Source organism: Pseudomonas sp. USTB-Z (assembly GCF_019691255.1).
GTDB lineage: Bacteria > Pseudomonadota > Gammaproteobacteria > Pseudomonadales > Pseudomonadaceae > Aquipseudomonas > Aquipseudomonas alloputida.
Genome location: NZ_JAECZP010000015.1, coordinates 85,722 through 109,764 on the forward strand (window position 1 = coordinate 85,722; position 24,043 = coordinate 109,764).

General features: G+C 62.4%; 21 protein-coding genes. 12 read left to right on the forward strand and 9 right to left on the reverse strand.

The features are described 5' to 3' along the window. The first annotated feature begins 8 nt into the window (after positions 1 to 8). From I8746_RS17970 to pdxJ, 8 genes are all read left to right on the forward strand, one after another. Positions 9 to 974, forward strand: coding sequence for a MucB/RseB C-terminal domain-containing protein (locus tag I8746_RS17970; RefSeq protein WP_121784021.1), 966 nt, complete (start codon positions 9 to 11; stop codon positions 972 to 974). A 205-nt stretch (positions 975 to 1,179) separates the two neighbouring features. Further along, entirely contained in the window at positions 1,180 to 2,583 is a 1,404-nt protein-coding gene (locus I8746_RS17975) for a DegQ family serine endoprotease (RefSeq protein ID WP_014859165.1), read from the forward strand. 179 nt (positions 2,584 to 2,762) lie between these two features. Beyond that, positions 2,763 to 4,562, forward strand: a complete 1,800-nt coding sequence (gene lepA / locus I8746_RS17980) for a translation elongation factor 4 (protein WP_010952535.1) — start codon at positions 2,763 to 2,765, stop codon at positions 4,560 to 4,562. A gap of 5 nt (positions 4,563 to 4,567) precedes the next feature. Continuing rightward, positions 4,568 to 5,422 (forward strand): signal peptidase I, encoded by an 855-nt coding sequence (lepB, locus tag I8746_RS17985; protein WP_012053603.1) that lies wholly within the window; start codon positions 4,568 to 4,570, stop codon positions 5,420 to 5,422. A gap of 163 nt (positions 5,423 to 5,585) precedes the next feature. Further along, positions 5,586 to 6,275 carry a ribonuclease III gene (gene rnc, locus I8746_RS17990; RefSeq protein WP_003252059.1) on the forward strand — a complete coding sequence of 230 codons (690 nt, stop codon included), beginning with the start codon at positions 5,586 to 5,588 and terminating at the stop codon, positions 6,273 to 6,275. After that, positions 6,268 to 7,170, forward strand: coding sequence for a GTPase Era (era, locus tag I8746_RS17995; protein ID WP_003252061.1), 903 nt, complete (start codon positions 6,268 to 6,270; stop codon positions 7,168 to 7,170). Before rnc ends, era begins: the two co-directional genes overlap by 8 nt. A gap of 169 nt (positions 7,171 to 7,339) precedes the next feature. Continuing rightward, positions 7,340 to 8,023 carry a DNA repair protein RecO gene (recO, locus tag I8746_RS18000; protein ID WP_012053602.1) on the forward strand — a complete coding sequence of 228 codons (684 nt, stop codon included), beginning with the start codon at positions 7,340 to 7,342 and terminating at the stop codon, positions 8,021 to 8,023. Between the two features lie 61 nt (positions 8,024 to 8,084). Further along, the gene (gene pdxJ / locus I8746_RS18005) at positions 8,085 to 8,807 is read left to right on the forward strand and encodes a pyridoxine 5'-phosphate synthase (protein ID WP_014754330.1); all 723 of its coding nucleotides are present in this window, start codon (positions 8,085 to 8,087) and stop codon (positions 8,805 to 8,807) included. Between the two features lie 125 nt (positions 8,808 to 8,932). Here pdxJ and I8746_RS18010 read toward each other — a convergent pair whose 3' ends face one another. Both I8746_RS18010 and I8746_RS18015 read right to left on the reverse strand, forming a co-directional pair. Beyond that, positions 8,933 to 10,315: a heavy metal sensor histidine kinase gene (locus tag I8746_RS18010; protein ID WP_014859169.1), complete on the reverse strand. Its 1,383-nt coding sequence runs from the start codon at positions 10,313 to 10,315 to the stop codon at positions 8,933 to 8,935. After that, positions 10,312 to 10,986, reverse strand: a complete 675-nt coding sequence (locus I8746_RS18015) for a heavy metal response regulator transcription factor (RefSeq protein ID WP_003252070.1) — start codon at positions 10,984 to 10,986, stop codon at positions 10,312 to 10,314. The genes I8746_RS18010 and I8746_RS18015 overlap by 4 nt, the downstream gene beginning before the upstream one ends. Before the next feature lie 309 nt (positions 10,987 to 11,295). Here I8746_RS18015 and I8746_RS18020 point away from each other — a divergent pair, with 309 nt between their 5' ends. Further along, the gene (locus I8746_RS18020) at positions 11,296 to 11,499 is read left to right on the forward strand and encodes a hypothetical protein (RefSeq protein ID WP_003252072.1); all 204 of its coding nucleotides are present in this window, start codon (positions 11,296 to 11,298) and stop codon (positions 11,497 to 11,499) included. 69 nt (positions 11,500 to 11,568) lie between these two features. Here I8746_RS18020 and cmoB read toward each other — a convergent pair whose 3' ends face one another. The 4 genes from cmoB to lon all read right to left on the reverse strand — a co-directional run bounded on the left by cmoB (position 11,569) and on the right by lon (position 16,316). Further along, positions 11,569 to 12,525: a tRNA 5-methoxyuridine(34)/uridine 5-oxyacetic acid(34) synthase CmoB gene (gene cmoB, locus I8746_RS18025; RefSeq protein WP_221100907.1), complete on the reverse strand. Its 957-nt coding sequence runs from the start codon at positions 12,523 to 12,525 to the stop codon at positions 11,569 to 11,571. Continuing rightward, entirely contained in the window at positions 12,522 to 13,265 is a 744-nt protein-coding gene (gene cmoA / locus I8746_RS18030; RefSeq protein WP_004575434.1) for a carboxy-S-adenosyl-L-methionine synthase CmoA, read from the reverse strand. The genes cmoB and cmoA overlap by 4 nt, the downstream gene beginning before the upstream one ends. An 89-nt stretch (positions 13,266 to 13,354) precedes the next feature. After that, positions 13,355 to 13,747 carry a protease inhibitor I42 family protein gene (locus I8746_RS18035; protein WP_047604460.1) on the reverse strand — a complete coding sequence of 131 codons (393 nt, stop codon included), beginning with the start codon at positions 13,745 to 13,747 and terminating at the stop codon, positions 13,355 to 13,357. Between the two features lie 151 nt (positions 13,748 to 13,898). Further along, positions 13,899 to 16,316: an endopeptidase La gene (gene lon, locus I8746_RS18040; RefSeq protein ID WP_221100908.1), complete on the reverse strand. Its 2,418-nt coding sequence runs from the start codon at positions 16,314 to 16,316 to the stop codon at positions 13,899 to 13,901. Between the two features lie 194 nt (positions 16,317 to 16,510). On the opposite strand from lon, the gene I8746_RS27250 reads away from it, so the two are divergent. After that, a complete protein-coding gene (locus I8746_RS27250; protein ID WP_259674163.1) occupies positions 16,511 to 16,639 on the forward strand; it encodes a hypothetical protein in 129 nt (42 codons plus the stop codon). Between the two features lie 203 nt (positions 16,640 to 16,842). Here I8746_RS27250 and I8746_RS18045 read toward each other — a convergent pair whose 3' ends face one another. The 3 genes from I8746_RS18045 to I8746_RS18055 all read right to left on the reverse strand — a co-directional run bounded on the left by I8746_RS18045 (position 16,843) and on the right by I8746_RS18055 (position 22,960). After that, positions 16,843 to 19,254 carry a glucose/quinate/shikimate family membrane-bound PQQ-dependent dehydrogenase gene (locus I8746_RS18045; protein WP_221100909.1) on the reverse strand — a complete coding sequence of 804 codons (2,412 nt, stop codon included), beginning with the start codon at positions 19,252 to 19,254 and terminating at the stop codon, positions 16,843 to 16,845. A gap of 30 nt (positions 19,255 to 19,284) precedes the next feature. Then, positions 19,285 to 20,619 carry a carbohydrate porin gene (locus I8746_RS18050; protein WP_221100910.1) on the reverse strand — a complete coding sequence of 445 codons (1,335 nt, stop codon included), beginning with the start codon at positions 20,617 to 20,619 and terminating at the stop codon, positions 19,285 to 19,287. A 295-nt stretch (positions 20,620 to 20,914) separates the two neighbouring features. Then, the gene (locus I8746_RS18055; RefSeq protein WP_221100911.1) at positions 20,915 to 22,960 is read right to left on the reverse strand and encodes a TonB-dependent receptor; all 2,046 of its coding nucleotides are present in this window, start codon (positions 22,958 to 22,960) and stop codon (positions 20,915 to 20,917) included. Positions 22,961 to 23,124: 164 nt separating this feature from the next. Between I8746_RS18055 and I8746_RS18060 the strand changes: the two genes are divergently transcribed. Both I8746_RS18060 and I8746_RS18065 read left to right on the forward strand, forming a co-directional pair. Next, positions 23,125 to 23,346 (forward strand): VF530 family DNA-binding protein, encoded by a 222-nt coding sequence (locus I8746_RS18060; protein ID WP_003252112.1) that lies wholly within the window; start codon positions 23,125 to 23,127, stop codon positions 23,344 to 23,346. A gap of 1 nt (position 23,347) precedes the next feature. Next, positions 23,348 to 23,983 (forward strand): Pr6Pr family membrane protein, encoded by a 636-nt coding sequence (locus tag I8746_RS18065; RefSeq protein ID WP_221100912.1) that lies wholly within the window; start codon positions 23,348 to 23,350, stop codon positions 23,981 to 23,983. The last annotated feature ends 60 nt before the right edge of the window (positions 23,984 to 24,043 follow it).

Below are 24,043 nucleotides of genomic sequence, written 5' to 3' on the forward strand. Positions count from 1 at the left end.
GGAGGATCATGCGCGCGCTACCTCTCCTGTCGCTGCTGATTGGCAGCTGCATGACGGTGCCAGCATTGGCGGCCAATTCTTCGCCTGAGGCGAGTGAGTGGTTGAACAAGCTGGCACAGGCCGAGCAAAAACAGAGCTATCAAGGGTCGTTCGTCTACGAACGCAACGGCAGTTTCTCCTCCCACGACATCTGGCACAGGGTCGACGACGGCAAGGTCAGCGAGCGGCTGTTGCAGCTTGATGGCGCCGCCCAGGAAATCGTGCGCGTGGATGGCAAGGTGGAGTGCGTCAGCGGGGCCTTGGCCAGCGGTGTCACGGCGCCGCCGGATACCGCACCGCGTGTGCTTGATCCGCTGAAACTGATGGGCTGGTACGATTTGAGTGTGGCAGGCAAGTCACGGGTCGCCGGGCGCGATGCCGTGATCATTACGCTCTCGCCACGCGACCAGCATCGCTATGCATTCGAATTGCATCTGGACCGTCACTCGGGTTTGCCGCTGCGTTCGTTGATGCTCAACGACAAGGGGCAGTTGCTGGAACGCTTCCAGATGACCCGTCTCGATACCGATGATGTCCCCAGCGACGCAGACCTGCGCCCAGGTGCTGGCTGCAAGCCGGTGCAACATGTGGCGGCCGGCAGCAATGATACCGTCGCGGGTTGGCGTTCGGACTGGCTGCCACCCGGTTTCGAGCTGGTCAACAGCTCGGTACGCCGTGATCCCAAGCGCAACAGTTCGGTCAGCAGCTTGATGTATGACGACGGCCTGGCGCGTTTTTCGGTGTTCATCGAGCAAGTGAGCGATGATGGCGGCACCGACATGCGCACCCAGTTAGGCCCGACCTCGGCAGTCTCGCGTCGCCTGAATACACCCAAGGGCAAGGTGATGGTGACCGTGGTTGGCGAAATTCCGCTGGGTACGGCAGAGCGCGTTGCCCTGTCGATGCGCCCCCAGGATGCCCAGGCGCGCCAGTAATGGCGCGCTTTTGCGTGCCGAGCCAAGGTGGGCGGGTATACGGCTGAAATGAAATTAAAGCATTGTCATTTGCAATCCATCGGCAAATTTTCTATAGGTCAGGCTTTGAAGAGCCTGGCCTTTCTGCGTTGTGCAGGGGTCTTTCCAAACTACCGCTCGTTGTGACGGGAGTCGTATGTCAATACCACGCTTGAAATCCTACCTAATGATGTTCGCTGCTGTGCTGATGCTCGGCCAAGTCCTCACCGCCCAGGCCGAGGAAGCCCTGCCGGACTTCACCACCTTGGTGGAGCAGGCTTCGCCGGCGGTGGTCAACATCAGTACCAAGCAGAAGCTGCCTGACCGCCGAATCGCCGCAGGCCAGATGCCGGACCTGGAAGGCCTGCCGCCGATGTTCCGCGAGTTCTTCGAGCGCAACATGCCCCAGCAGCCGCGCTCGCCGCGCGGCGACCGCCAGCGCGAGGCGCAGTCGCTGGGCTCGGGTTTCATCATCTCCAGTGATGGCTACGTGCTCACCAATAACCATGTGGTGGCCGATGCCGACGAGATCATCGTCCGCCTGTCGGACCGTAGCGAGCTGCAGGCCAAGCTGGTGGGTACCGACCCGCGTACTGACGTGGCGCTGCTGAAGGTCGATGGCAAGAATTTGCCAACGGTGAAACTGGGTGACTCCGAGAAGCTCAAGGTGGGCGAGTGGGTACTGGCCATCGGTTCGCCGTTCGGCTTCGACCATTCGGTGACCAAAGGTATCGTCAGCGCCAAGGGCCGGACCCTGCCCAATGACACCTACGTACCGTTCATCCAGACCGACGTGGCCATCAACCCGGGTAACTCCGGCGGCCCCCTGTTCAACATGAAAGGCGAAGTGGTGGGTATCAACTCGCAGATCTTCACCCGTTCTGGCGGTTTCATGGGGCTGTCGTTCGCCATCCCGATTGACGTGGCGATTGATGTCTCCAACCAGCTGAAGAAAGACGGCAAGGTCAGCCGCGGCTGGCTGGGCGTAGTGATTCAGGAGGTCAACAAGGACCTGGCTGAATCGTTCGGCCTGGACAAACCGGCGGGCGCCCTGGTGGCCCAGGTGCTGGAAAACGGCCCGGCAGCCAAAGGCGGCCTGCAGGTGGGCGACGTGATCCTCAGCATGAACGGCCAGCCAATCGTCATGTCGGCCGATCTGCCGCACCTGGTTGGCGGCCTCAAGGATGGCGAGAAGGCCAAGCTGGAAATCATCCGCAATGGCAAGCGCCAGAACCTGGACATCAGCGTCGGCGCGCTGCCGGATGACGACGTTGAGATTGGCGCTGGCACCGAAGGCGGCGCCGAGCGCAGCAGCAACCGCCTGGGTGTATCGGTCGCCGACCTGACCGCCGAGCAGAAAAAGTCCCTGGAGCTCAAAGGTGGCGTGGTCATCAAGGAAGTGCAGGATGGCCCGGCAGCCATGATCGGCTTGCGCCCGGGTGATGTCATCAGCCATCTGAACAACCAGGCTATCGGTTCGGCGAAGGAATTCACCGAAATCGCCAAGGAACTGCCGAAGAACCGATCTGTGTCGATGCGCGTGCTGCGTCAGGGCCGCGCCAGCTTCATCACCTTCAAGCTTGCTGAATAAGCGGTTTCGCAAGGCGAAAGGGCAGCTTCGGCTGCCCTTTTCATGAATCTTCACAATTGCCGGAATGATTGCTGTGTACAGTCGGACAGAGGAATCTCCCATAACCCAGCAGCTTAAGGTACAATTCCCGGCTATTTTTCGGCGGGCGTCCGGCTCGCAGCCTTTTCGAGTGTTGACCCGTGAGTGATTTGAGTCATATCCGCAATTTCTCCATCATCGCCCACATCGACCATGGCAAGTCGACGCTGGCTGACCGTTTCATCCAGATGTGCGGTGGCCTGTCGGCGCGCGAGATGGAAGCCCAGGTGCTCGATTCCATGGACCTGGAGCGTGAGCGCGGTATCACCATCAAGGCCCACAGCGTCACCCTTCACTACAAGGCGCAGGACGGCAAGACCTACCAGCTGAACTTCATCGATACCCCCGGCCACGTCGACTTCACCTACGAAGTTTCGCGTTCGCTGGCGGCCTGTGAAGGGGCACTGCTGGTGGTTGACGCCGGTCAGGGCGTGGAGGCCCAGTCCGTAGCCAACTGCTACACCGCCATCGAGCAGGGCCTGGAGGTCATGCCGGTCCTGAACAAGATGGACCTGCCCCAGGCCGACCCGGACCGCGTCAAGGACGAGATCGAGAAGATCATCGGTATCGATGCCACCGACGCCGTGGCCTGCAGCGCCAAGAGCGGTATGGGCGTTGACGAGGTGCTCGAGCGCCTGGTGCACACCATCCCCGCGCCAGAAGGTGAGATCGATGCACCGCTGCAAGCGCTGATCATCGACTCCTGGTTCGACAATTACCTGGGTGTGGTCTCGCTGGTGCGTGTGCGCCAGGGCCGCGTCAAGAAAGGCGACAAGATCCTGGTCAAGTCCACCGGCAAGGTGCACCTGGTCGACAGCGTCGGTGTCTTCACCCCGAAGCACACCCAGACCGCTGATCTGAAAGCCGGCGAAGTAGGCTTCATCATCGCCAGCATCAAGGACATCCACGGTGCCCCGGTTGGCGACACCCTGACCCTGTCCTCGACCCCTGAGGTCGAGGTGTTGCCAGGCTTCAAGAAAATTCAGCCGCAGGTCTACGCCGGCCTGTTCCCGGTCAGCTCCGACGACTTCGAGGATTTCCGCGACGCTCTGCAGAAGCTGACCCTGAACGACTCCTCGCTGCAGTACATGCCGGAAAGCTCCGACGCGCTGGGCTTTGGCTTCCGTTGCGGTTTCCTGGGCATGTTGCACATGGAGATCATCCAGGAGCGCCTGGAGCGCGAATACGACCTGGACCTGATCACCACCGCACCCAGCGTGATCTATGAGCTGGAGTTGAAAACCGGCGAAACCATCGTCGTCGACAACCCGTCCAAGCTGCCGGACGTCTCGGCTGTAGCCGACTTCCGCGAGCCGATCGTCACCGCGACCATCCTGGTTCCGCAGGAGCACCTGGGCAACGTCATCACCCTGTGCATCGAGAAGCGTGGCGTACAGCGCGACATGCAGTTCCTCGGCAGTCAGGTGCAGGTGCGTTACGACATGCCGATGAACGAAGTGGTGCTCGACTTCTTCGACCGCCTCAAATCCACCAGCCGCGGCTATGCTTCGCTGGATTATCATTTCGATCGCTACCAGTCGGCCAACCTGGTCAAGCTGGACGTACTGATCAATGGCGACAAGGTCGATGCCCTGGCATTGATCGTGCACCGCGACAACGCGGCCTACAAAGGCCGTGCGTTGACCGAGAAGATGAAGGAACTGATCCCTCGGCAGATGTTCGACGTAGCGATCCAGGCAGCCATTGGCGGCCAGATCATTGCGCGGACAACCGTCAAGGCGCTCAGAAAGAACGTACTGGCCAAGTGCTACGGCGGTGACGTCAGCCGTAAGAAGAAGCTGCTGGAGAAGCAGAAGGCCGGTAAGAAACGCATGAAACAGGTGGGCAATGTGGAAATTCCACAAGAAGCCTTCCTCGCCGTGCTCAGGTTGGATAGCTAGGTCCTATGTCGCTAAATTTCCCGCTGTTGCTAGTCATCGCCGTCTTCATCTGCGGTCTGCTGGGCTTGATCGACCTGCTGTTCCTGGCCCCGCGCCGGCGTGCGGCAATCGCCAACTATCAGGGCAGCGTCAGCCAGCCTGAGATGGCGGTGGTCGAACGGCTGAACAAGGAGCCGTTGCTGGTCGAGTACGGCAAGTCGTTCTTCCCGGTGCTGTTCATCGTGCTGGTGCTGCGTTCGTTCCTGGTCGAGCCGTTCCAGATTCCTTCGGGATCGATGAAACCGACCCTGGAAGTGGGCGACTTCATCCTGGTGAACAAGTTCTCGTACGGCATTCGCCTGCCGGTGATCGACAAGAAGGTCATCGAGATCGGTGACCCGCAACGCGGGGATGTGATGGTGTTCCGCTACCCGAGCGACCCGAATGTCAACTACATCAAGCGTGTGGTTGGCCTGCCGGGCGACGTGGTCCGCTACACCAACGACAAGCGGCTGTTCGTCAACGGCCAGCCCGTTGCCGAACAACTGGTGGGCAGCGAGCCGGGTACCCTGGGCAGTGCTCAGCTGTACAAGGAAAAGCTCGGCGCGGCCGAACACCTGATCCGCAAGGAAATGAGCCGTTATCGCATGCCGCCGGACCAGCAGTGGACCGTGCCTGCGGGCCATTACTTCATGATGGGCGACAACCGCGACAACTCCAACGATAGCCGTTTCTGGGATGACCCGAACATTCCCAAGGAACTGCACGGCATGGTTCCGGACCGGAACATTGTCGGCAAGGCCTTCGCGGTGTGGATGAGCTGGCCAGAGCCCAAACTCAGCCACTTGCCCAACCTGTCGCGGGTTGGCCTGATCCATTGATACCCATCGGCGCTGTCCAGCAGACAGCGCCGAATGCATTTCTGACATAGGCTGTGTTCTCAGGGATCGGGAGATTCGCCACACACCAATCGGCGGACCACAGCCAAACAGTCTTTCAGGATGTTGATTTGAACAACGCGTTGAACAACGATCGGGTGGCCGCATGAGTGCTTCCCTTGCCGGTCTGGAGCGAAAGCTCGGTTACACCTTCAAGAACCAGGACCAGATGCTCCTGGCACTGACCCATCGCAGTTACGCCGGGCGCAACAATGAGCGCCTGGAGTTCCTCGGTGACGCCATTCTCAACTTCGTTGCCGGCGAAGCGCTGTTCGAGCGTTTTCCGCAGGCCCGCGAAGGCCAGTTGTCGCGGCTGCGTGCGCGGTTGGTCAAGGGAGAGACCCTGGCCCGTCTGGCCCGTGGTTTTGATCTGGGCGATTACCTGCGCCTGGGTTCCGGAGAACTCAAGAGCGGCGGCTTTCGCCGCGAGTCGATCCTGGCCGACGCCCTGGAGGCACTGATTGGTGCCATCTACCTGGACGCTGACATGGACACCGCCCGGGAGCGCATCCTGGCCTGGCTGGCCGATGAGTTTGAAGGCCTGACACTGGTCGACACCAATAAAGATCCGAAAACCCGCCTGCAAGAGTTCCTGCAGTCGCGCAGCTGTGAGCTGCCGCGTTACGAAGTCGTGGATATCCAGGGTGAACCACACTGCCGGACCTTCTTCGTCGAATGCGAAGTGGTACTGCTGAACAACAAGAGCCGTGGTCAAGGCGTTAGCCGGCGTATTGCCGAGCAAGTCGCCGCCGCGTCTGCACTGATCGCCCTGGGCGTGGAGAATGGCAATGACTGATAGTAACCCGACCCGCTGCGGCTACGTAGCCATTGTTGGCCGTCCCAACGTCGGCAAGTCGACCCTGCTCAACCACATCCTGGGCCAGAAGCTGGCGATTACTTCGCGAAAGCCGCAGACCACCCGCCACAACATGCTCGGCATCAAGACCGAAGGTGATGTGCAGGCCATCTACGTCGATACCCCCGGTATGCACAAGGCCAACGACAAGGCCCTGAACCGTTACATGAACCGCAATGCCTCGGCGGCCCTCAAGGACGTCGACGTGGTGATCTTCGTGGTCGACCGTACCAAGTGGACCGACGAGGACCAACTGGTGCTGGAGCGCGTGCAATATGTGACCGGCCCGCTGATCATCGCGGTCAACAAGACCGACCGTATGGAAGAGAAAGCCGAGCTGATCCCGCACCTGCAGTGGCTGCAAGAGCAGCTGCCGAACGCCGAGGTGATGCCGATTTCCGCACAGCAGGGGCACAATCTCGAGGCGCTGGAAGCACAGATCGCCAAGCACCTGCCCGAGAACGATCATTTCTTCCCCGAAGACCAGATCACCGACCGTAGCAGCCGCTTCCTGGCCGCCGAACTGGTGCGCGAGAAGATCATGCGCCAGTTGGGTGCGGAGTTGCCGTACCAGATCACCGTGGAGATCGAAGAATTCAAGCAGCAGGGCCATGTGCTGCACATTCACGCGTTGATCCTGGTTGAACGCGATGGCCAGAAAAAAATCATCATTGGTGACAAGGGTGAGCGCATCAAGCGCATCGGTTCCGAGGCGCGCAAGGACATGGAAGTGCTGTTCGATTCCAAGGTCATGCTCAACCTGTGGGTCAAGGTAAAGGGCGGCTGGTCCGACGACGAGCGCGCCCTGCGTTCGCTGGGCTACGGCGACCTGTAAGCCGCGCGCTGGTCCCTGTAGGGGCGGCCTCGTGTTGCGATAGGGCCGCGCAGCAGCCCCGGCGATTTATGCTGCAAAGCTAAAAATCTGGGGCCGCTTTGCGGCCCTTTTCGCGACACAAGGCCGCTCCCACAAGGGCCAGTGCAACCCTCGGCGCGAGTGATTTTTAATGGAACAACCTGTCGGCCAGCCAGCCTATGTGCTGCACAGCCGTGCCTATAAGGAAACCAGCGCGCTGGTGGACTTTTTCACCCCGCAGGGCCGCATGCGCGCCGTGCTACGTCGCGCGCGGGGTAAGGGCGGTAGCCTGGTGCGGCCGTTCGTCCTCCTGGAGCTAGAGCTGCGGGGGCGCGGCGAGCTGAAGAATGTCGGCCGCATGGACAGCAGCGGCATCGCCGCCTGGCTGCATGGCGATGCGCTGTTCAGCGGTTTGTACCTGAATGAGTTGCTGATGCGGCTGCTGCCCGCCGAAGCACCGTTTCCGGCCATTTTCGAACACTACACCCTGACCTTGCAGGCCCTGGCTGAAGGCCGCCCGCTGGAACCTCTGCTGCGTTCGTTCGAATGGCGGCTGCTTGATGAGCTCGGGTATGCGTTTTCATTGAGCCAAGACGTCAACGACCAGCCGATCGCCGCCGACGGCCTGTATCGCCTGCGCGTGGATGCCGGCCTGGAGCGGGTCGAGCTGTTGCAGCCCGGCCTGTTTCGCGGGATCGAGTTGCTGGCCCTGGCTGAAGCCGATTGGGACGCACCTGGCGCCTTGCTCGCTGCAAAGCGGCTGATGCGCCAGGCACTGGCAGTTCACCTGGGGGCAAAACCGCTGGTCAGCCGGGAACTGTTTCGCAAGCGCTGATCAGGACGTATGCTGTTGGGCTCAATCTTCAGGAGAGCCTTTCGTGACTCACAGTAACCGCATGCTTCTTGGCGTAAACATCGACCACGTGGCGACCCTGCGCCAGGCCCGTGGCACGCGCTACCCTGACCCGGTCAAGGCTGCCCTGGACGCCGAGGAAGCAGGCGCCGATGGCATCACCGTGCACCTGCGTGAAGACCGCCGGCACATCCAGGAGCGTGACGTTGTGCTGCTCAAGGATGTGCTGCAGACCCGCATGAACTTCGAGATGGGCGTCACCGAAGAGATGATGGCCTTTGCCGAGAAGATTCGCCCGGCGCACATCTGCCTTGTACCCGAAACCCGTCAGGAGCTGACCACTGAAGGTGGCCTGGATGTGGCAGGGCAGGAAGCGCGGATCAAGGCTGCAGTCGAACGGCTGGCGCGTACCGGTGCCGAGGTGTCGCTGTTCATCGACGCCGACGAACGGCAGATCGAGGCCTCGCATCGGGTTGGCGCACCGGCCATCGAGCTTCACACCGGCCGTTATGCCGATGCCGAAACCCCCACCGAAGTGGCTGAAGAGCTCCAGCGGATCGTCGAGGGTGTGGCGGTTGGCGTGGGGCATGGGCTGATCGTCAATGCGGGTCACGGGCTGCACTACCACAACGTCGAGGCGGTGGCGGCGATCAAGGGTATCAATGAGCTGAACATTGGCCATGCATTGGTGGCGCATGCCTTGTTTGTCGGCTTCAAGGCTGCTGTGGCCGAGATGAAGGCGCTGATCGTGGCGGCTTCGCGCTGATTGTTGGTCGCCTGTACCGGCCTCTTCGCGGGCTTGCCCGCTCCCACAGGTACCCACAGGCCTTGAGGTTGTGCAGCCCCTGTGGGAGCGGGCAAGCCCGCGAAGAGGCCAGCACAGGCGGCCGATCACTCGGCAGGAAACACCAGGGTAAACCGGGTAGGCCCCAGGGGGCAGCTGCTGACCTCGACCCGCCCGCCATGCAACTGCATGATCGACTTCACGATCGCCAACCCCAACCCGGTCCCGCCCTCCAGCCGCGAACGCCCCGAACCTACCCGGTAAAACCGCTCGAACAAGCGCGACTGGTGCTCTGCAGGCACACCCGGCCCCTGGTTCTCCACGGATAGCCTGACTTCGCTGCCCGAGCGTTCGATGCGCAGAGCCACGGGTTTACCCTCGGGACTGTGCCGTATGGCGTTGCTCAACAGGTTCGACAGTGCCCGCTGAAACATCAGCCGGTCTCCCAGCGCAGTCCCCCAGCCCTGAACACGTAGCTCAATTTCTTTCAGCTCGGCACTGTAGGCAAACAGCTCGACAACCCGCGCTGCCTCGTCGGACAGCGCCAAGGGTTTCAACGCAACCTGCGTATGCGGCTGGCTGACCTGGGCAAGAAACAGCATGTCGTTGATGATGCGGTTGAGCCGGGTCAGTTCTTCGATGCTGTCTTCAAGCACTTCCCGATAGTTGGCGTTGTCCCGCTCACGGGCCAGTGTCACCTGCGCCTTGCCCATCAGGTTGCTCAACGGTGTGCGCAGTTCATGGGCCAGGTCGTCAGAGAACTGCGACAGCTGCCTGACACCTTGGTCGAGTCGATCGAGCATCACGTTGATACTGCCGGCCAGGTCTGCCAGTTCCTGCGGCAGGGCGGTAGCGGGCAGGCGATGCTGCAGGTCCTGGGCCGACACCTGCCCGGCAATGCGCCGGAAGTGCCGCAATGGTTTCAGGCCGCGCTGCATCAGCCACCATGCCCCCGCACCAATCAAAACCAGTAGCAGTGGCAAGGCGAGCAACGTCGAGTGCAGGTAGGCTTGCAGCAGGGCGTTGTCGTCGGCGCGGTTGAGCGACATCATCACCTTGACAGGGGTGTTGTCGCGCAGGCGCATCAACCGGGTAACGGTGAGGATCTGGTTACCGCCGCTGTCACGCCAGGCGTGAAAGGCCAGGCGCGCATCGGTGTGCAGTTCACCGACCCGCGATTCCAGGGCCGGGCCGAGGCTGAGCAGGTGGGGGTGGCGGCCGTCGAGAGCCAGCACACTGAGGCTTAGGTTGTCATGCCCCATCACCAGGTCCAGCAGTGGATGGGCGCGGCTGCCCAGGTCCTCGCTGCGCAGGTCGACACGCAGGTTGTGCTCGACCTGAAGCATCTTGCGCGCCAAATCCTTGCGCGCGCGGCTGTCCAGTTCGTGATCCAGGGCAAACACGGCCAGGCAGGCCAGCAGCAGCACCAGTGCGGCGCCCATCAATGTCACGCTCAGGCCCAGGCGTAACGACAGGCTGGCATTTTTCAAAGGCGAGCCTCAAGTACGTAGCCCACACCACGCAGGGTATGGATCAGCTTGTTGTCGAACGGGTCGTCGATCTTCGCCCGCAGGCGTCGGATCGAGACCTCGACCACGTTGGTGTCGCAGTCGAAGTTCATGTCCCACACCAGCGAGATGATTTGCGTGCGCGACAACACTTCGCCAGTCTGGCGCATTAGCAGGTGCAGCAGGGCAAACTCCTTGGCGGTCAGGTCGATGCGCTGCCCGGCGCGGTAGGCGCGGTGGCGGCCGGGGTCCAGTTCCAGGTCAGCGACGCGCAGGGTGCTGGGCTGCAGTTGCTGGTCGTTGCGGCGTAGCAGGCTGCGGATGCGCGCCAGTAGCTCAGGGAACTCAAAGGGCTTGAGCAGGTAGTCATCCGCGCCCAGGTCCAGGCCTTTTACCCGGTCGGCCAAGCGACCGTGGGCGGTCAGCATCATGATGCGCGTGGCCGATTCGGCACGTAGCCGCTGCAGCACGGTCCAGCCATCGATTTCGGGCAGGTTGACGTCGAGGATGACCAGGTCATAGGCCTGTTGGCGTGCCAGGTGCAGGCCGTCGGTGCCTGTGTGGGCGCAGTCGACCACGTAACCGTTCTCGCGAAGGCCCTGTTGCAGGTAGTCGGCGGTACGCAGCTCGTCCTCGATGATCAGTAGGCGCATGGGGGGCTCGGTGTGTTGAAAGGGGGCGATTCTTGACCCTGTAGTGACATCAGGGTCAAGCGCTCCAATGTTACGGCATGAAAAAAGGCCTGCGGTGCAGATAACGGATTTGTAATTCAGCTGTTATCTGGCTGTCTGTTCGGGCCTCTTCGCGGGTAAGCCGCGCCTGTAGGAACGGGTTTACCCGCGAAGAGGCCCGAACAGTCCACACAAGGCCACATTGCAGGACTGTAATCCCCGCCTCACCTTGCCGTTAGCCAGCCCTCGCTAGGATGGCCGTGTCTGATCGGTTATTACGAGGCAAACACGATGAACCTGACCAAATACCTGCTGTTGGCCACCCTTGCCCTGGGCAGCGCCAGTGTTTATGCCGAGGGCGGTGCGGAGCGCTCCAAGCAGTTCTGGCAAGCCTTCCGCGAAGACCAGCAGCGTCTGCATGGCGACAAGCAACAGGCTGTTGCCGAGCGCGAGCGCAAGGCGCAAGAGAAGGCGCGTGAGGTGGCCAAGGATTGAGGTAACGACACCTGCGCCGCGACGGCTCCTCGCCGCAGGTGTATTCAGGCGCCCCTGCGGGCGCCTTTTTTATTTGCGCGCCAGCAGGGTGGCGCGGCGTGGGGCAGGCAGGCCTTCGACGGTCTTGCTGTGGTCGTTCGGGTCGAGGAAGTCGCTCAGCGACTGGTAGCGCATCCAATCGGTGCTGCGCTGCTCCTCGACGCTGGTCACGCTCACGTCGACGCAGCGCACATCGCTGAAGCCGGCACGGCGCAACCAGTGGGCCAACGCCGGTACCGACGGCAGGTACCAGACGTTGCGCATCTGTGCATAGCGGTCCTCAGGCACCAGCACCTGGTTTTCGTCGCCCTCGATAACCAGCGTTTCCAGCACCAGCTCGCCACCTTTGACCAGGCAGTCCTTGAGCGCCAGCAGGTGCTCGATGGGCGAGCGGCGGTGATAGAACACGCCCATGGAAAACACGGTATCGAAACCTTCAAGGTTGGCGGGCAGGTCTTCCAGGGCGAACGGCAGGTGCCAGGCCGGTAACTCCGGCAGGTATTGCTGCACGGCCTGGAACTGGCAGAAGAACAGCCAGTTGGGGTCGACCCCAACCACCATGTCGGCGCCGGCGCCGAGCATGCGCCATTGGTAGTAGCCATTGCCACAGCCCACGTCGAGTACGCGCTTGCCTTTGAGGTCCAGGTGCGGGCCGACCCGCGACCACTTCCAGTCCGAACGCCATTCGGTGTCAACGTGCACGCCAAACAGGTCGAATGGCCCCTTGCGCCAGGGCGACAGGCCCATCAGTGCCTGGCGCATCTGCGCGCGGGTGGCGTCGTCGCAGTCGCAATCCAGACGCAACCCGTTGACCAGGTCGACTTCACTGGGTTGCAGGGCGGGCAGGGCTTCCAGCGCCCCGCGCCAGCGGTCGAGGTCACCGTGACCCTTTTCCAGCTTGGCGTCGAGTTGCGCTTGCAGGCCTTGCGACCAGGAAGCCAGGGGCGTGCCCGCCAGGCGGCGGACGAGGGGAGACAGATCGATCATGGCAGGGCTATCAACGAGGCGAAGTTAAGGCATTGGAACCAAGGCACCACTTTCGAGAAGCCGGCTGCGCGCAGGCGTTCCTGGTGGGTTTCGAGTGTATCGGGCTTCATCACGTTTTCGATGGCACTGCGCTTCTGGGCGATCTCCAGTTCGCTGTAGCCATTGGCCCGTTTGAAATCCAGGTGCAGTTCATTGAGCAGGTCCTGCGCTTGCTCATCGGCGAAGCGCAGCTTCTCCGACAGAATCAGCGCGCCCCCGGGCAGCAGCGCCTGGCGGATTCGCCCGAGCAGTTCAAGGCGCTGGTCAGGGGCAATGAACTGCAGGGTGAAGTTCATCGCCACTACCGAGGCCGGCTCGAAGGGCAGGGCAAGGATATCGGCCTCCAGCACGTGCACCGGCAGCAACTCCTGGAACATCGAATCTTGTGCAGTGAGGTACTGCCGGCAGCGCTCGACCATGGCAGCGGAGTTATCCACCGCGATTACCCTGCAGCCGTCGCTGCGCACATGGCGACGCAGCGACTGGGTAACGGCGCCCAGCGATGCGCCCAGATCGTACAGTGCGGTGCCTGGCTGGGCGAACCGGGCGGCCAGAACCCCGAGGTTCTCGACAATGGTTGGGTAACCGGGCACCGAGCGCTTGATCATGTCCGGGAACACACGTACGACGTCTTCGTTGAAGACGAAGTCGGGCACCTGCTCCAGGGGTTGGGAGAAAAGGCGGTCGGGTTGTTTGCTCACGGCGAATCCAGGCGGCTGGTGATAGGCAGGGGGCGCATTCTAGCCAAACCGCAGCCGGGATGCATGGTTGGCTGACCAGCGCTGTGCGTTCAATTGACCCGAATGGCGCAATCGAAGGTCTGCACCGGGCGCACTTCCGGGGCCCAGGGTTGCTGGTAGACCAATACCAGGTTCCCTTCGCCGGCAGCGCGGGCCTGGAAGCGCCAGGTCGACATGCCCGAGCTGCCGACGATACCGGTGTCTTCAGGCGCGCTGTAAACCTCGGGGCCAAGGCTTTGCAATACGTTGGGCGCCGGGTTCTGTAACAGCCAGCGGTAGCCGGTGGTGGGGTTGCTGGGCAGGGTAAGCGTGAGGACCTGACCGACCTGCAGGCGCTTTGGGCATTCGCTTTCGGCGTCCAGGTCAACAGGCTGCGAGGGTGTTTGAGCGCAGGCAGAAAGCAGGGCGAAGCTCAGGGGAACGAGCAGACGAGGAGAGGTCATGGTGGCTCCGAAGGCTGGCGATGGCCTGAGGATAACCGATGATCGAGGACATTTGTGTTGCCTGTGCCGGCCCTTTCGCGAGTAAGCCCGCGCCTGCAGGGATAGCGTACCCGTGCAGGCGCGGGCTTGCCCGCGAAGAGGCCGGAACAGGCTAGAACAGCACTTTCGCCACGTCGGCAAAGCGCTTGGCGAAATGCACTGTCAGGCCTTCGCGCAGGTAGTCCGGCAGTTCTTCGAAGTCGCCGCGGTTGGGCTCCGGCAGGATCAGTTCGAAAATCTTCTGCCGCCGCGCCGCAATCACCTTCTCGCGCACGCCGCCAATCGGCAGTACCTGACCGGTGAGGGTCAGCTCGCCCGTCATGGCGACACCCTTTTTGGCAGGCTGGTCGCGGGCCAGTGAAAGCAACGCGCTGGCCATTGTGATGCCGGCACTGGGGCCGTCTTTGGGCGTGGCGCCTTCGGGTACGTGCAGGTGGATGAACGCTTCGTTGAAGAAACCTGGATCCCCGCCAAATTGCTTGAGGTTGGAGCTGATGTAGCTGTAGGCAATTTCGGCAGACTCCTTCATCACGTCACCCAGTTTGCCCGTCAGCTTGAAGCCGCGGTTGTGGGTGTGGATGCGGGTCGCCTCGATCGGCAGCGTGGTGCCGCCCATGCTGGTCCAGGCCAGGCCGGTGATAACGCCTTTGCCAGCCAGTACCTGCTCGCAGCGGAACACCGGTATGCCGAGTGCGGTCTCCAGGTCTTTGGTGCCGATCTTAAGTTTGGCGTCGGGGTTTTCCAGCAGCTTGACCACAGCCTTGCGCACCAGTTTGCCCAGTTGCTTCTCCAGCTGGCGCACACCGGCCTCGCGGGCATAACCGTCGATCACCAGGCGCAGGGCGCTGTCGCTGATGCTGAGGCTGGTCTTGGAAACGCCGGCCTTTTCCAGCTGCTTGGGCCACAGGTGGCGCTTGGCGATGGTCATTTTTTCTTCGGTGATATAGCCGGACAGGCGGATCACTTCCATGCGGTCGAGCAACGGCCCGGGTATCGAATCGAGGGTGTTGGCAGTGCACACGAACAGCACCTTGGACAAGTCCAGGCGCAGGTCGAGGTAGTGGTCGAGGAAGTCGACGTTTTGCTCGGGGTCGAGGGTTTCCAGCAACGCTGATGCCGGGTCACCCTGATAGCTCTGGCCCATCTTGTCGATTTCGTCGAGCATGATCACCGGGTTCATCACTTCGACGTCTTTCAGGGCCTGCACCAGCTTGCCGGGCTGGGCACCGATGTAGGTGCGGCGGTGGCCCTTGATCTCGGCTTCGTCACGCATGCCGCCGACGCTGAAGCGATAGAATGGCCGGCCGAGCGATTCGGCGATGGACTTGCCGATGCTGGTCTTGCCCACACCGGGCGGGCCCACCAACAGCACGATCGAGCCGCTGATCTCGCCTTTCCAGGCGCCCACGGCGAGGAACTCGAGGATGCGCTCCTTGATGTCGTCGAGGCCAGCGTGGTACTGGTCGAGGACTTTGCGCGCATGTTTGAGGTCGAGCTTGTCTTTGCCGTACACGCCCCACGGCAGGGCGGTGGCCCATTCCAGATAGTTGCGGGTGACGGCGTATTCGGGCGAGCCGGTTTCCAGGATGGCCAGTTTGCCCATCTCTTCATCGATGCGCTTGCGTGCCTGGGGCGGCAGGGTCTTGCCTTCCAGGCGCTGTTCGAACTGTTCGAGGTCGGCGCTGCGGTCGTCCTTGGTCAGCCCCAGCTCCTGCTGGATGACCTTGAGTTGTTCCTTGAGGAAGAACTCGCGCTGGTGCTCGCCGATCTGCCGGTTGACCTCGGCCGAAATTTCGTTCTGCAAGCGTGCGACTTCCACCTCTTTGCGCAGCATTGGCAGTACCTTTTCCATGCGTTTGAGCATGGGCACGCAGTCGAGCACTTCCTGCAACTGGTTGCCGGTGGCCGAGGTGAGCGCGGCGGCGAAGTCGGTGAGCGGCGAGGGGTCGTTGGGGCTGAAGCGGTTGAGGTAGTTCTTCAGCTCTTCGCTGTACAGCGGGTTCAGCGGCAGCAGCTCCTTGATCGCGTTGATCAGTGCCATACCGTAGGCTTTGACCTCGTCGGTCGGCTCAGCGGGCTGGCGCGGGTATTCGACTTCGACCAGGTAGGGCGGGCGGTGGTGCTTGAGCCAGTTGCGGATGCGCACCCGGGACAGGCCCTGGGCGACAAACTGCAATTTGCCGTTTTCGCGGCTGGCATGGTGCACCTTGACCAGCGTGCCGTACTGCGGCAGTGCCGAGGTGTCGAAGTGGCGGTGGTCTTCTGGCGGGGTGTCCATGAAGAACAGCGCCAGGCAGTGGTCCGGTGACTTGGCCACCAGGTCGAGCGTTTCGGCCCAGGGTTCTTCATTGACGATGACCGGCAGTACCTGGGCCGGGAAGAACGGGCGGTTGTGGATCGGGATGACGTAGACCTTGTCCGGCAGCTGCTGGCCGGGCAGGGCGAGGGCGTGGCCGGTTTCGGCCTGGAGGGTGTGTTCGACTTCGCTGTGTTCGTCCGGGTGTTCCGGGAAATCCTGCTGGTCGCTCATGGGGCACCTGCGTGAATGACTATGGTGCTTAGATGGGGCGGGAGGGGATGGGTTTCAATGGTATGGGAGTGGCCTTGTGTCGCGATTGGGCTGCGCAGCAGCCCCAGCATCCATCCAGCATTCTAGAGCGTTGGGGCCGCTGCGCGAGCCAATCGCGACACAAGGCTCCACAAGGACTGCGCCAGGCTTTAGATGTGTACGGCGACTTTCAGGGCTTCCAGCGCCGGCTCGACCTTGATGCCCAGCGCTGCACCCAGCTCCATTACCCAGGGTTGATGGGCGGGTTTGCGGTGATGATGTTTCTCGACACTGGGCTGGGCTGAGGCTGAACACTGGCCTGTGGGGGCCTTGTGTCGCGAAAGGGCCGCGAAGCGGCCCCGGCATTATTTGCATCGACGCTGAAACCCCGGGGCTGCTGTGCAGCCCTTTCGCGACGCAAGGCCGCTCCCACACGGATCGCGCCAGCTTTCAGAAATTGAGCAAGACAGTTGCTCCCACAGGGTTGAGCCTGCGGGAGCGGTGTCGCTTACTCAGCTAATTTGTAAGCGATGATGTAATCGCCCATCTTGGTGCCCAGTGAGCCATGGCCGCCGGCAGTCACCAGCACGTACTGCTTGCCGTCCTTGCCGGTGTAGCTCATCGGCGTAGCCTGGCCACCCGCTGGCAGGCGTGCCTTCCACAATTCCTTGCCGTTGTTCACGTCATAGGCGCGCAGGTACTGGTCGAGCGTGCCGCTGAGGAAACCGACGCCACCGGCGGTGACGATCGAGCCACCCATGCTTGGCACGCCAACCGGCAGGCCGATCGGCACAGGAGTGCTGTCCCGGGTGGTGCCGTTCTTGTGTTTCCACACCACCTTGTTGGTGAACAGGTCGATGGCGGCGACGTAGCCCCAGGCGGGTGCCTGGCACGGTACGCCGAGCGGCGACATGAACGGGTGCATGGTCACTGCATACGGTGCACCGGTGTTCGGCTGCACGCCGCTGGTCTCGCTTTCGCGCTTGCTGCCTTCGGCAACCTGCTCACGCGGGACCATCTTCGACACGAACGCCATGTAGTTGGGCGAAGTGAACAGCAGCTGGCGCACCGGGTCGACCGACACGCTGCCCCAGTTGAATACACCGACGTTGCCGGGGTAGACCAACGAACCTTGTTCGGATGGCGGGGTGTACTGGCCTTCGTAGCGCAGTTCGCGGAACTGGATGCGGCACAGCATCTGGTCGAAAGGCGTGGCGCCCCACATGGCCTGTTCGGTCAGCTCTGGGCCGAGCAGGTTGAGGTCGGAACGAGCCTGGGTTGGCGAGGTGTGGTCGCCTTCCACTGCGCCTTGTGGGGTGGGGATCTCGCGGATCGGCACGATTGGCGTACCGTCGCGGCGGTCGAGCACGTACAGGCTGCCTTGCTTGGTCGGTACGATGATCGCCGGTTTCACGCCATCGTCGGTTTTCAGGTGTACCAGGGTCGGCTGGCTGCCGACGTCCATGTCCCACAGGTCGTGATGGGTGAACTGATAGTTCCAGCGTGCCTTGCCGGTGGCCAGGTCAAGGGCGACCACGCCGGCACTGTACTTCTCGGCGCCCGGGGTGCGGTCGGCGCCCCACTGGTCCGGGGTCTGGTTGCCCAGCGGCAGGTAGATCATGCCAAGGTCTTCGTCGACGCTGGCGATTGACCACATGTTGGCCGAGTTGCGGCTGTACATTTTGCCGGCAGCCAATGGCTTGGTGTCGTCCGGGTTGTTGCTGTCCCAGTTCCACACCAGGTGACCGTCGTGCACGTCGTAGGCGCGGATCACCCCGGACGGCTCATTGGTCGACTCGTTGTCGGTGACGTGGCCACCGATGATCACCAGGTCACGGGTAATGGCAGCAGGCGAGGTGGAGTAATAGCCGCCGGCGGTGAACGGGCCAATGCCGGTGGTGAGGTCGATCACGCCCTGGTTGGCGAAGCCTTCGCAGACCTTGCCGTTGTCGGCGTTGATGGCGATCAGGCGGGCATCTGCAGTCGGCAGGTAGAGGCGACGTGGGCAGGCTTGGGCCACCGCCTGGCCTGCGTCGGTAATTTTCGGCGCCGGGCTGCCGTCGCGGCTGACGTAGCGGTTTTCGTCATAGTACGAGACGCCACGGCACGTCATGTGGGCAAAGCCTTTGAAGGTGCCGGTCGGGCTCTTGACCTGCGGGTCGTAGCGCCAGATTTCCGCGCCAGTGTCCGGGTCCAGCGCCAGCAGGCGGCTGTGCGCGGTGCAGGCGTACAGCATGCCGTTGACCTTCAGCGGGGTGTTCTGGTTGGTCAGCTCCACCGGGTCGTTTTCGGTCGGCAGATCACCGGTGCGAATGCGCCAGGCCTCTTCCAGGCGGTAGGCGTTCTGCGGGGTGATCTGGTGCAGCGGCGAGTAGCGGTCACCATGCTCGGTACGGCCGTAAGCCTGCCATTCGCCGTCGGGCATGGCCGGTGCGGCACTGGCCATTTCGCTGCTGTCGCGGCCCAGTTCGCCGAACACTTCACCGGGATGGGTGAACTGGCTGCCCAGCGCGCAAGCGCCCGAAGCGACCACTGCCAGGCCGAGCAGTGCAGTATTGGCTTTGTTGGCCGGGCCGATCAGCGGGCGACGTGCCCACGGAAGCAGCAGCACCACGCCGATGGCGAACCAGATGGCCAGACGGGGCACCAGTTGCCACCAGTCCAGGCCCACTTCGAGCAGGGCCCAAACGGTGCTGCCCAGCAGCACCAGGCCATACAGGCCCAGGGCGATCTGGCGTTGGGCCAGCAGCAGGATGCCCGAAAGGGCAAAGCCGATACCGGCGATCAGGTAGTACAGCGATCCGCCCAGCTGGCTCAGCTTGATACCGCCGGCCAGCAGGGCCAGGCCCATCAGCAACAGCAGCGCGCCAATCAGGCGCGGTAGCCAGCGGCTTCCTTGGTTCGCACCTTCAGTGCTCATCGTAGGTTCTCCGTCAGGTCAAAAAAGGGGTTAGAAACTGCTCTGGATCTTCAGGCCGCCGATCAGGGCGCCATCCACCTGCGACACTCCGCCCGGGTGGCGGATGTACTGCAGGTTGGGGCGTACCGTGAGCCAGTCGGCCAAATGGATGCCGTAGTACAGCTCGGCGCTGTACTCGGTGTCCTGCACGGGCAGGAAGCCTGGGTTGTCGTAGTCGTAGAGGCCGGCGGCCTGGTTGGCCAGGCGGGCGTTCTTGCGATAGGCAGGGTTGACGTGCACGCGGGCCAGGGCGAAACCGATGTCGTCCTTGGCGCGGGCATCGAAGGGCCCTTTGAATACCAGTCCTGCCTGCACATAGTTGTCGATGGCATTGGTCTTCTTGTCATGCACGGTGGCGTTGGTGAACACGCTCAAGCCGCGTGACTGGTCGGACGCCAGCGAGGTGACCTGCTGCTGGGCGCCAATCCACAAGCCGTGCTTGCTCGAGCTGCTGCGGTAGGCGGCGCCGCTGATGGCGGCCGGCTGACCGTTGCTGTCCTTGAGAACATCTTGTGCCTTGGCATTACTGTAGTAGTAGCCGGCACGATATTCCCCTTTCAAGCCTTGGATACGTGGGGTCCATACCAGTTCGAACGGCATTACCGCACCTTGGGTGCCGCTGCCGCTGAGCTTGAAACCATTGCCAGATTCAAGGTTGGAAGGGTTCTGCTCGAAGACGCCGACCTGTGCGTACAGCTCAGGGGTAAGGTTGTAGCGCACGCGCAGGGCCCACTGGCTGACTGGCCAGTTGTACCAGATGCCACCTACCCAGTTGCCCACCTGCGAGCCGCAGAAGGCCAGGTTCTGGAAGTCGCAAGGGAAGCTGTTGAAGTCCTCGCCTTCACCGAAGCGGCCGAATTTCACATCCAGCGCACCGTCGAAGTACTTCTGCTTGATCCACATCTGCGTCAACCGCCAGGTTTCGCCGCGGCCCCAGACTTCCTGGGCGGAGGTGAAGCCGCCGACACGCGGGTCGTTGATGCGGTCGTTGCTGATGTTGTCGCCGTGACGCTCGGTGACGGTCAGCTGGAGTTCGGTGTCGTGCCAGCCGAGGATCTTGTCCAGGTCCAGGTGGCTGCCAAAGGTGAACTGGTCGCTGTAGCGCGCGGTGCGGTCGTGGTCGTAGCCGCCGTGCAGGTTGCTGCCCATCTCGCCGGTGTAGCCAAGGGTAAATTCGTAGCCCTTTTCCAGCAGTTCGCTGCGGCTTCCACCCCAGTCGCCGAGCATCCACGGGGAATCGCTGGCGAACATTTCGCTGGCGCTGGCGGGGGTTGCCAAGGCACTAAGGGCGAGGCCGATGTAACAGGTTTTAGGCAGTTGGAACATGAGATAGCGCTATCTTTTGATTATTGAAAAAACGGCAAGCGCATCGAAGGGCGAGCCCCTCAATGGATATGGCGACAAGGTTGTTCGATGAAGCGTTTCAGCTTGCGGCGGGGAGGATATAGGGGAAGTTGTAAGAAAAAAAGACAAATTGTCGCAGAGGATTGTTGTTGAACGGGCAACAGTCGTCATTAATCGAGGCAGGTGTAGGAGCGGGTTCACCCGCGAATGCGCCGGTTGACCTACCATCGTCTTCGCGGGTGAACCCGTTCCTACATCGATCTTCGTCGCTTGTGGTTCAGAAGGTGGTACGCAACCCGACTTCCACACTGCGCCCCGGCGCCGGTGCGATATCGCGCAGGATCGAACTGGCGTAGCGCACGGTCTGGTCGGTGAGGTTTTCGCCGCGTACAAACGCCAGCCACTGGCTCTGGCCAATGTCGAAGCGGTAGCCAACGCTGGCCCCCAAGGTGGTGTAGCCATCGGTGCCGGTTTCGTTGGCGGGTTTGCGGTGCTGCGACGCAGCGTGCTGCACGTCTACTCGCGCCTGCCAGCGGTCCAGTTCCCAGACCAGGCCGCTGTTCAGGCGCAGCGGGGCGATGCGGGGCAGTGGCTCGCCGCTGTCCAGGTTCTTGGCCCGGGTGTAGTCACCGGACAACTCCAGCGCAAAGCTGCCGTAACGGTTCTCGGCCAACTGCCAGCGGTCCTGGGCCTCGATGCCGTAGAAGCGCGCCCGCACGCCTTGGTACTGGTATTCCGGGAAGCCGTCGTCATGATCGTGGTCGTGGTCATCCTCGTCATGGTCGTGATCATGCCCGCCCTCACGCAGGTTGCCGGTGCCGATCAGGCCGATGTAGTTGCGAAAGTGGCTGTAGAACACCCCAACACTGCCCTTGTGGGTGCCGTTGTCGAAGCGCAGCGCCAGGTCGGCGGAAATCGCCTTTTCCTTGTTCAGGCTGGCATCACCGACTTCAAAGGCACCGGTGGCCACGTGGGCGCCGTTGGCATACAACTCGTAGAAGGTCGGGGCGCGCTCGGTGTAGCCGAGGCTGGCCGCCAGCGACCAGACCGGGTCGAGCTGGTACACCGCGCCTGAAGACAGGCTGAAGGCGTTGAAGCTGCTGGCGCTGTCGGCGTCGACGAAGTTCTCGTTGCCTTTGGCGTCCGGGTCTACGCGGGTGTGCTCCATGCGCGCGCCCAGGCTCAGGTTCAGGCGTTCGGTGGCTTGCCACTGCTCCAGCATGAACAGCGCCAGGCTGTCGGTATCGGTGTGCGGGACGAAGGCTTCCTCGCCCAGGGCGGAGAATTCGTTGCGGCTGACCTGGGCACCGATCACCCCTTCAATCGGCCCGAGCGGCTGGTGACGGGCTTCGATGCGGGCTTCGTAGCCCTTGTTCTTGAAGGTGGTATGGACCTCGCCTTCCTCGATTTCGCTGTGTTCGTAGTCGGTGTAGCCGGCATCTACCTTGACCGAGCTGAACGGGCCGTCGAGGTCGCGCAGTTCGGAGGCGAAGGCGTAGTGATCCTGCTTCATGTCCAGGCGCACGCCGGACTCGGCCACCGAGCCGTAGTTGCTGTCGTAGCGGCTGTACGACAGGCCGGCGTAGCCGTGGTCCCAGTGGTAGGCACCACCGATTGCGCCGCCGTCCTGGCGACCGTCGCTGTTTTCCAGGCGGTGTTTGCTGCCGGGCTCGTCGGTATCGCGCACCTTGGCGCTGCGTGCGTAGCCCGGGATGCGCAGGTCGTTGAACTGGCGGCTGTTGGCGTCCAGGTGCAGGGCGAAGGCGCCGTCGCCGGCCTCCAGCTTGCCGGCGCTGCTGCGGGTGGTGTCGGCGCCGCCGTAACGCAGTTCGCCGGCACCGTGGATGCCCTCGATCGGCGAGTCCGGGATGCGGTTGTCGAAGGTGTTGACCACGCCGCCGATGGCGTTACCGCCATACAGCAAGGCGGCCGGGCCACGGACGATTTCGACACGGTCGACCGTCACCGGGTCCAGGGGCACGGCGTGGTCGTAGGACAGCGACGAGGCATCCAGGGCGCCGACGCCGTTGCGCAGAATGCGGATGCGGTCGCCGTCCAGGCCGCGAATGACCGGTCGGCTGGCGCCAGGGCCGAACCAGGTAGAGGCGACACCGGGCTGCTTGTTCAGGGTTTCACCGAGGCTGCCGTGCTGCTGTTGCAGCAGGTTGTCGCCTTCGAGCACGGTGCTGGGCGCCGCCAGTTGGCGGTTGCCCAGCGGGTTGGCGGTGATGACCTGGGGTTCGAGCTCTACGGCCTGGCTGGGCGATGAGGCCAGCCAGAGCGCAACGGCGAGAGGAGAGAGGCGAAGCGGTGAGTACAGCATGGGGATGGGGCGTTCCTTGGCAGAGGCTTTTATAGTGTTACAACATAACATAACTATTTCAGCACATAGGTTTTGCCCATGGCCAGCGATTTTTCTGTCGCCATGACTGATCCCACCCGCCACTACACTCGTGTAAGGTGCGCATCTTTCCTACGGAGCACAGCATGAGCACGGCCCAACACAACGCGCTGCACGGCAAGACCCTTGAACAGATCCTCACCGAGCTGGTGGCGCACTACCAATGGCAGGGCCTGGCCGAGCGCATAGACGTGCGCTGTTTCAAGAGCAACCCGACCATCAAGTCGAGCCTGACTTTTCTGCGCAAAACGCCATGGGCGCGGGAGAAGGTCGAGCAGCTGTACGTGAAGCTGCAGCGTCAGGCCTGACATGTCGCGTCGCCCTTGGCTGACCGGCATGGCTGTGCTTGGCTGGTTCGGCCTGGCCGTGCAGGTGAACCTGGTACTGCTGGCGCGTTGGCAGGAACAGGCCAGCCTGATTGGCGGCCTGATCAATGTGTTTGGCTATTTCACCGTGCTGACCAATACCCTGGTGGCAACGGTGCTCAGCTATGCCGCATTCGGCCGGGAAGGCCGTGGCAAACGCTTTTTCCTGTCGCCCTCGGTAAGCTCTGCAGTGGCCGCCAGTATCGTGCTGGTGGCGCTGGCCTACAGCGTGCTGCTGCGTCATTTGTGGCAACCACAGGGTTGGCAATGGCTGGCGGACGAGTTGCTGCACGACGTGATGCCGGTGCTGTATGTCTTGTACTGGTGGAGCGAGGTGCCCAAGGGCAGTTTGCGGCTATGGCATTTGCTGGTGTGGGCGGTGTACCCGGCGGTCTACTTTGGTTATGCGTTGTGGCGGGGGAGCGAGATTGGCGTGTATGCCTATCCGTTCATCGATGTGGCCAGCCTGGGATATGGGCAGGTAATGCTCAACGCCCTTGGGGCGCTGGCGGGTTTCTGGGGGATAGGGCTGGTGTTGCTTGGGCTGGATCGGTGGCGGGGGCTGCACAGGTTGGCTTGACCTGTACCGGCCTCTTCGCGGGCAAGCCCGCTCCCACAGAGCAATCACACGCCCAGGGGG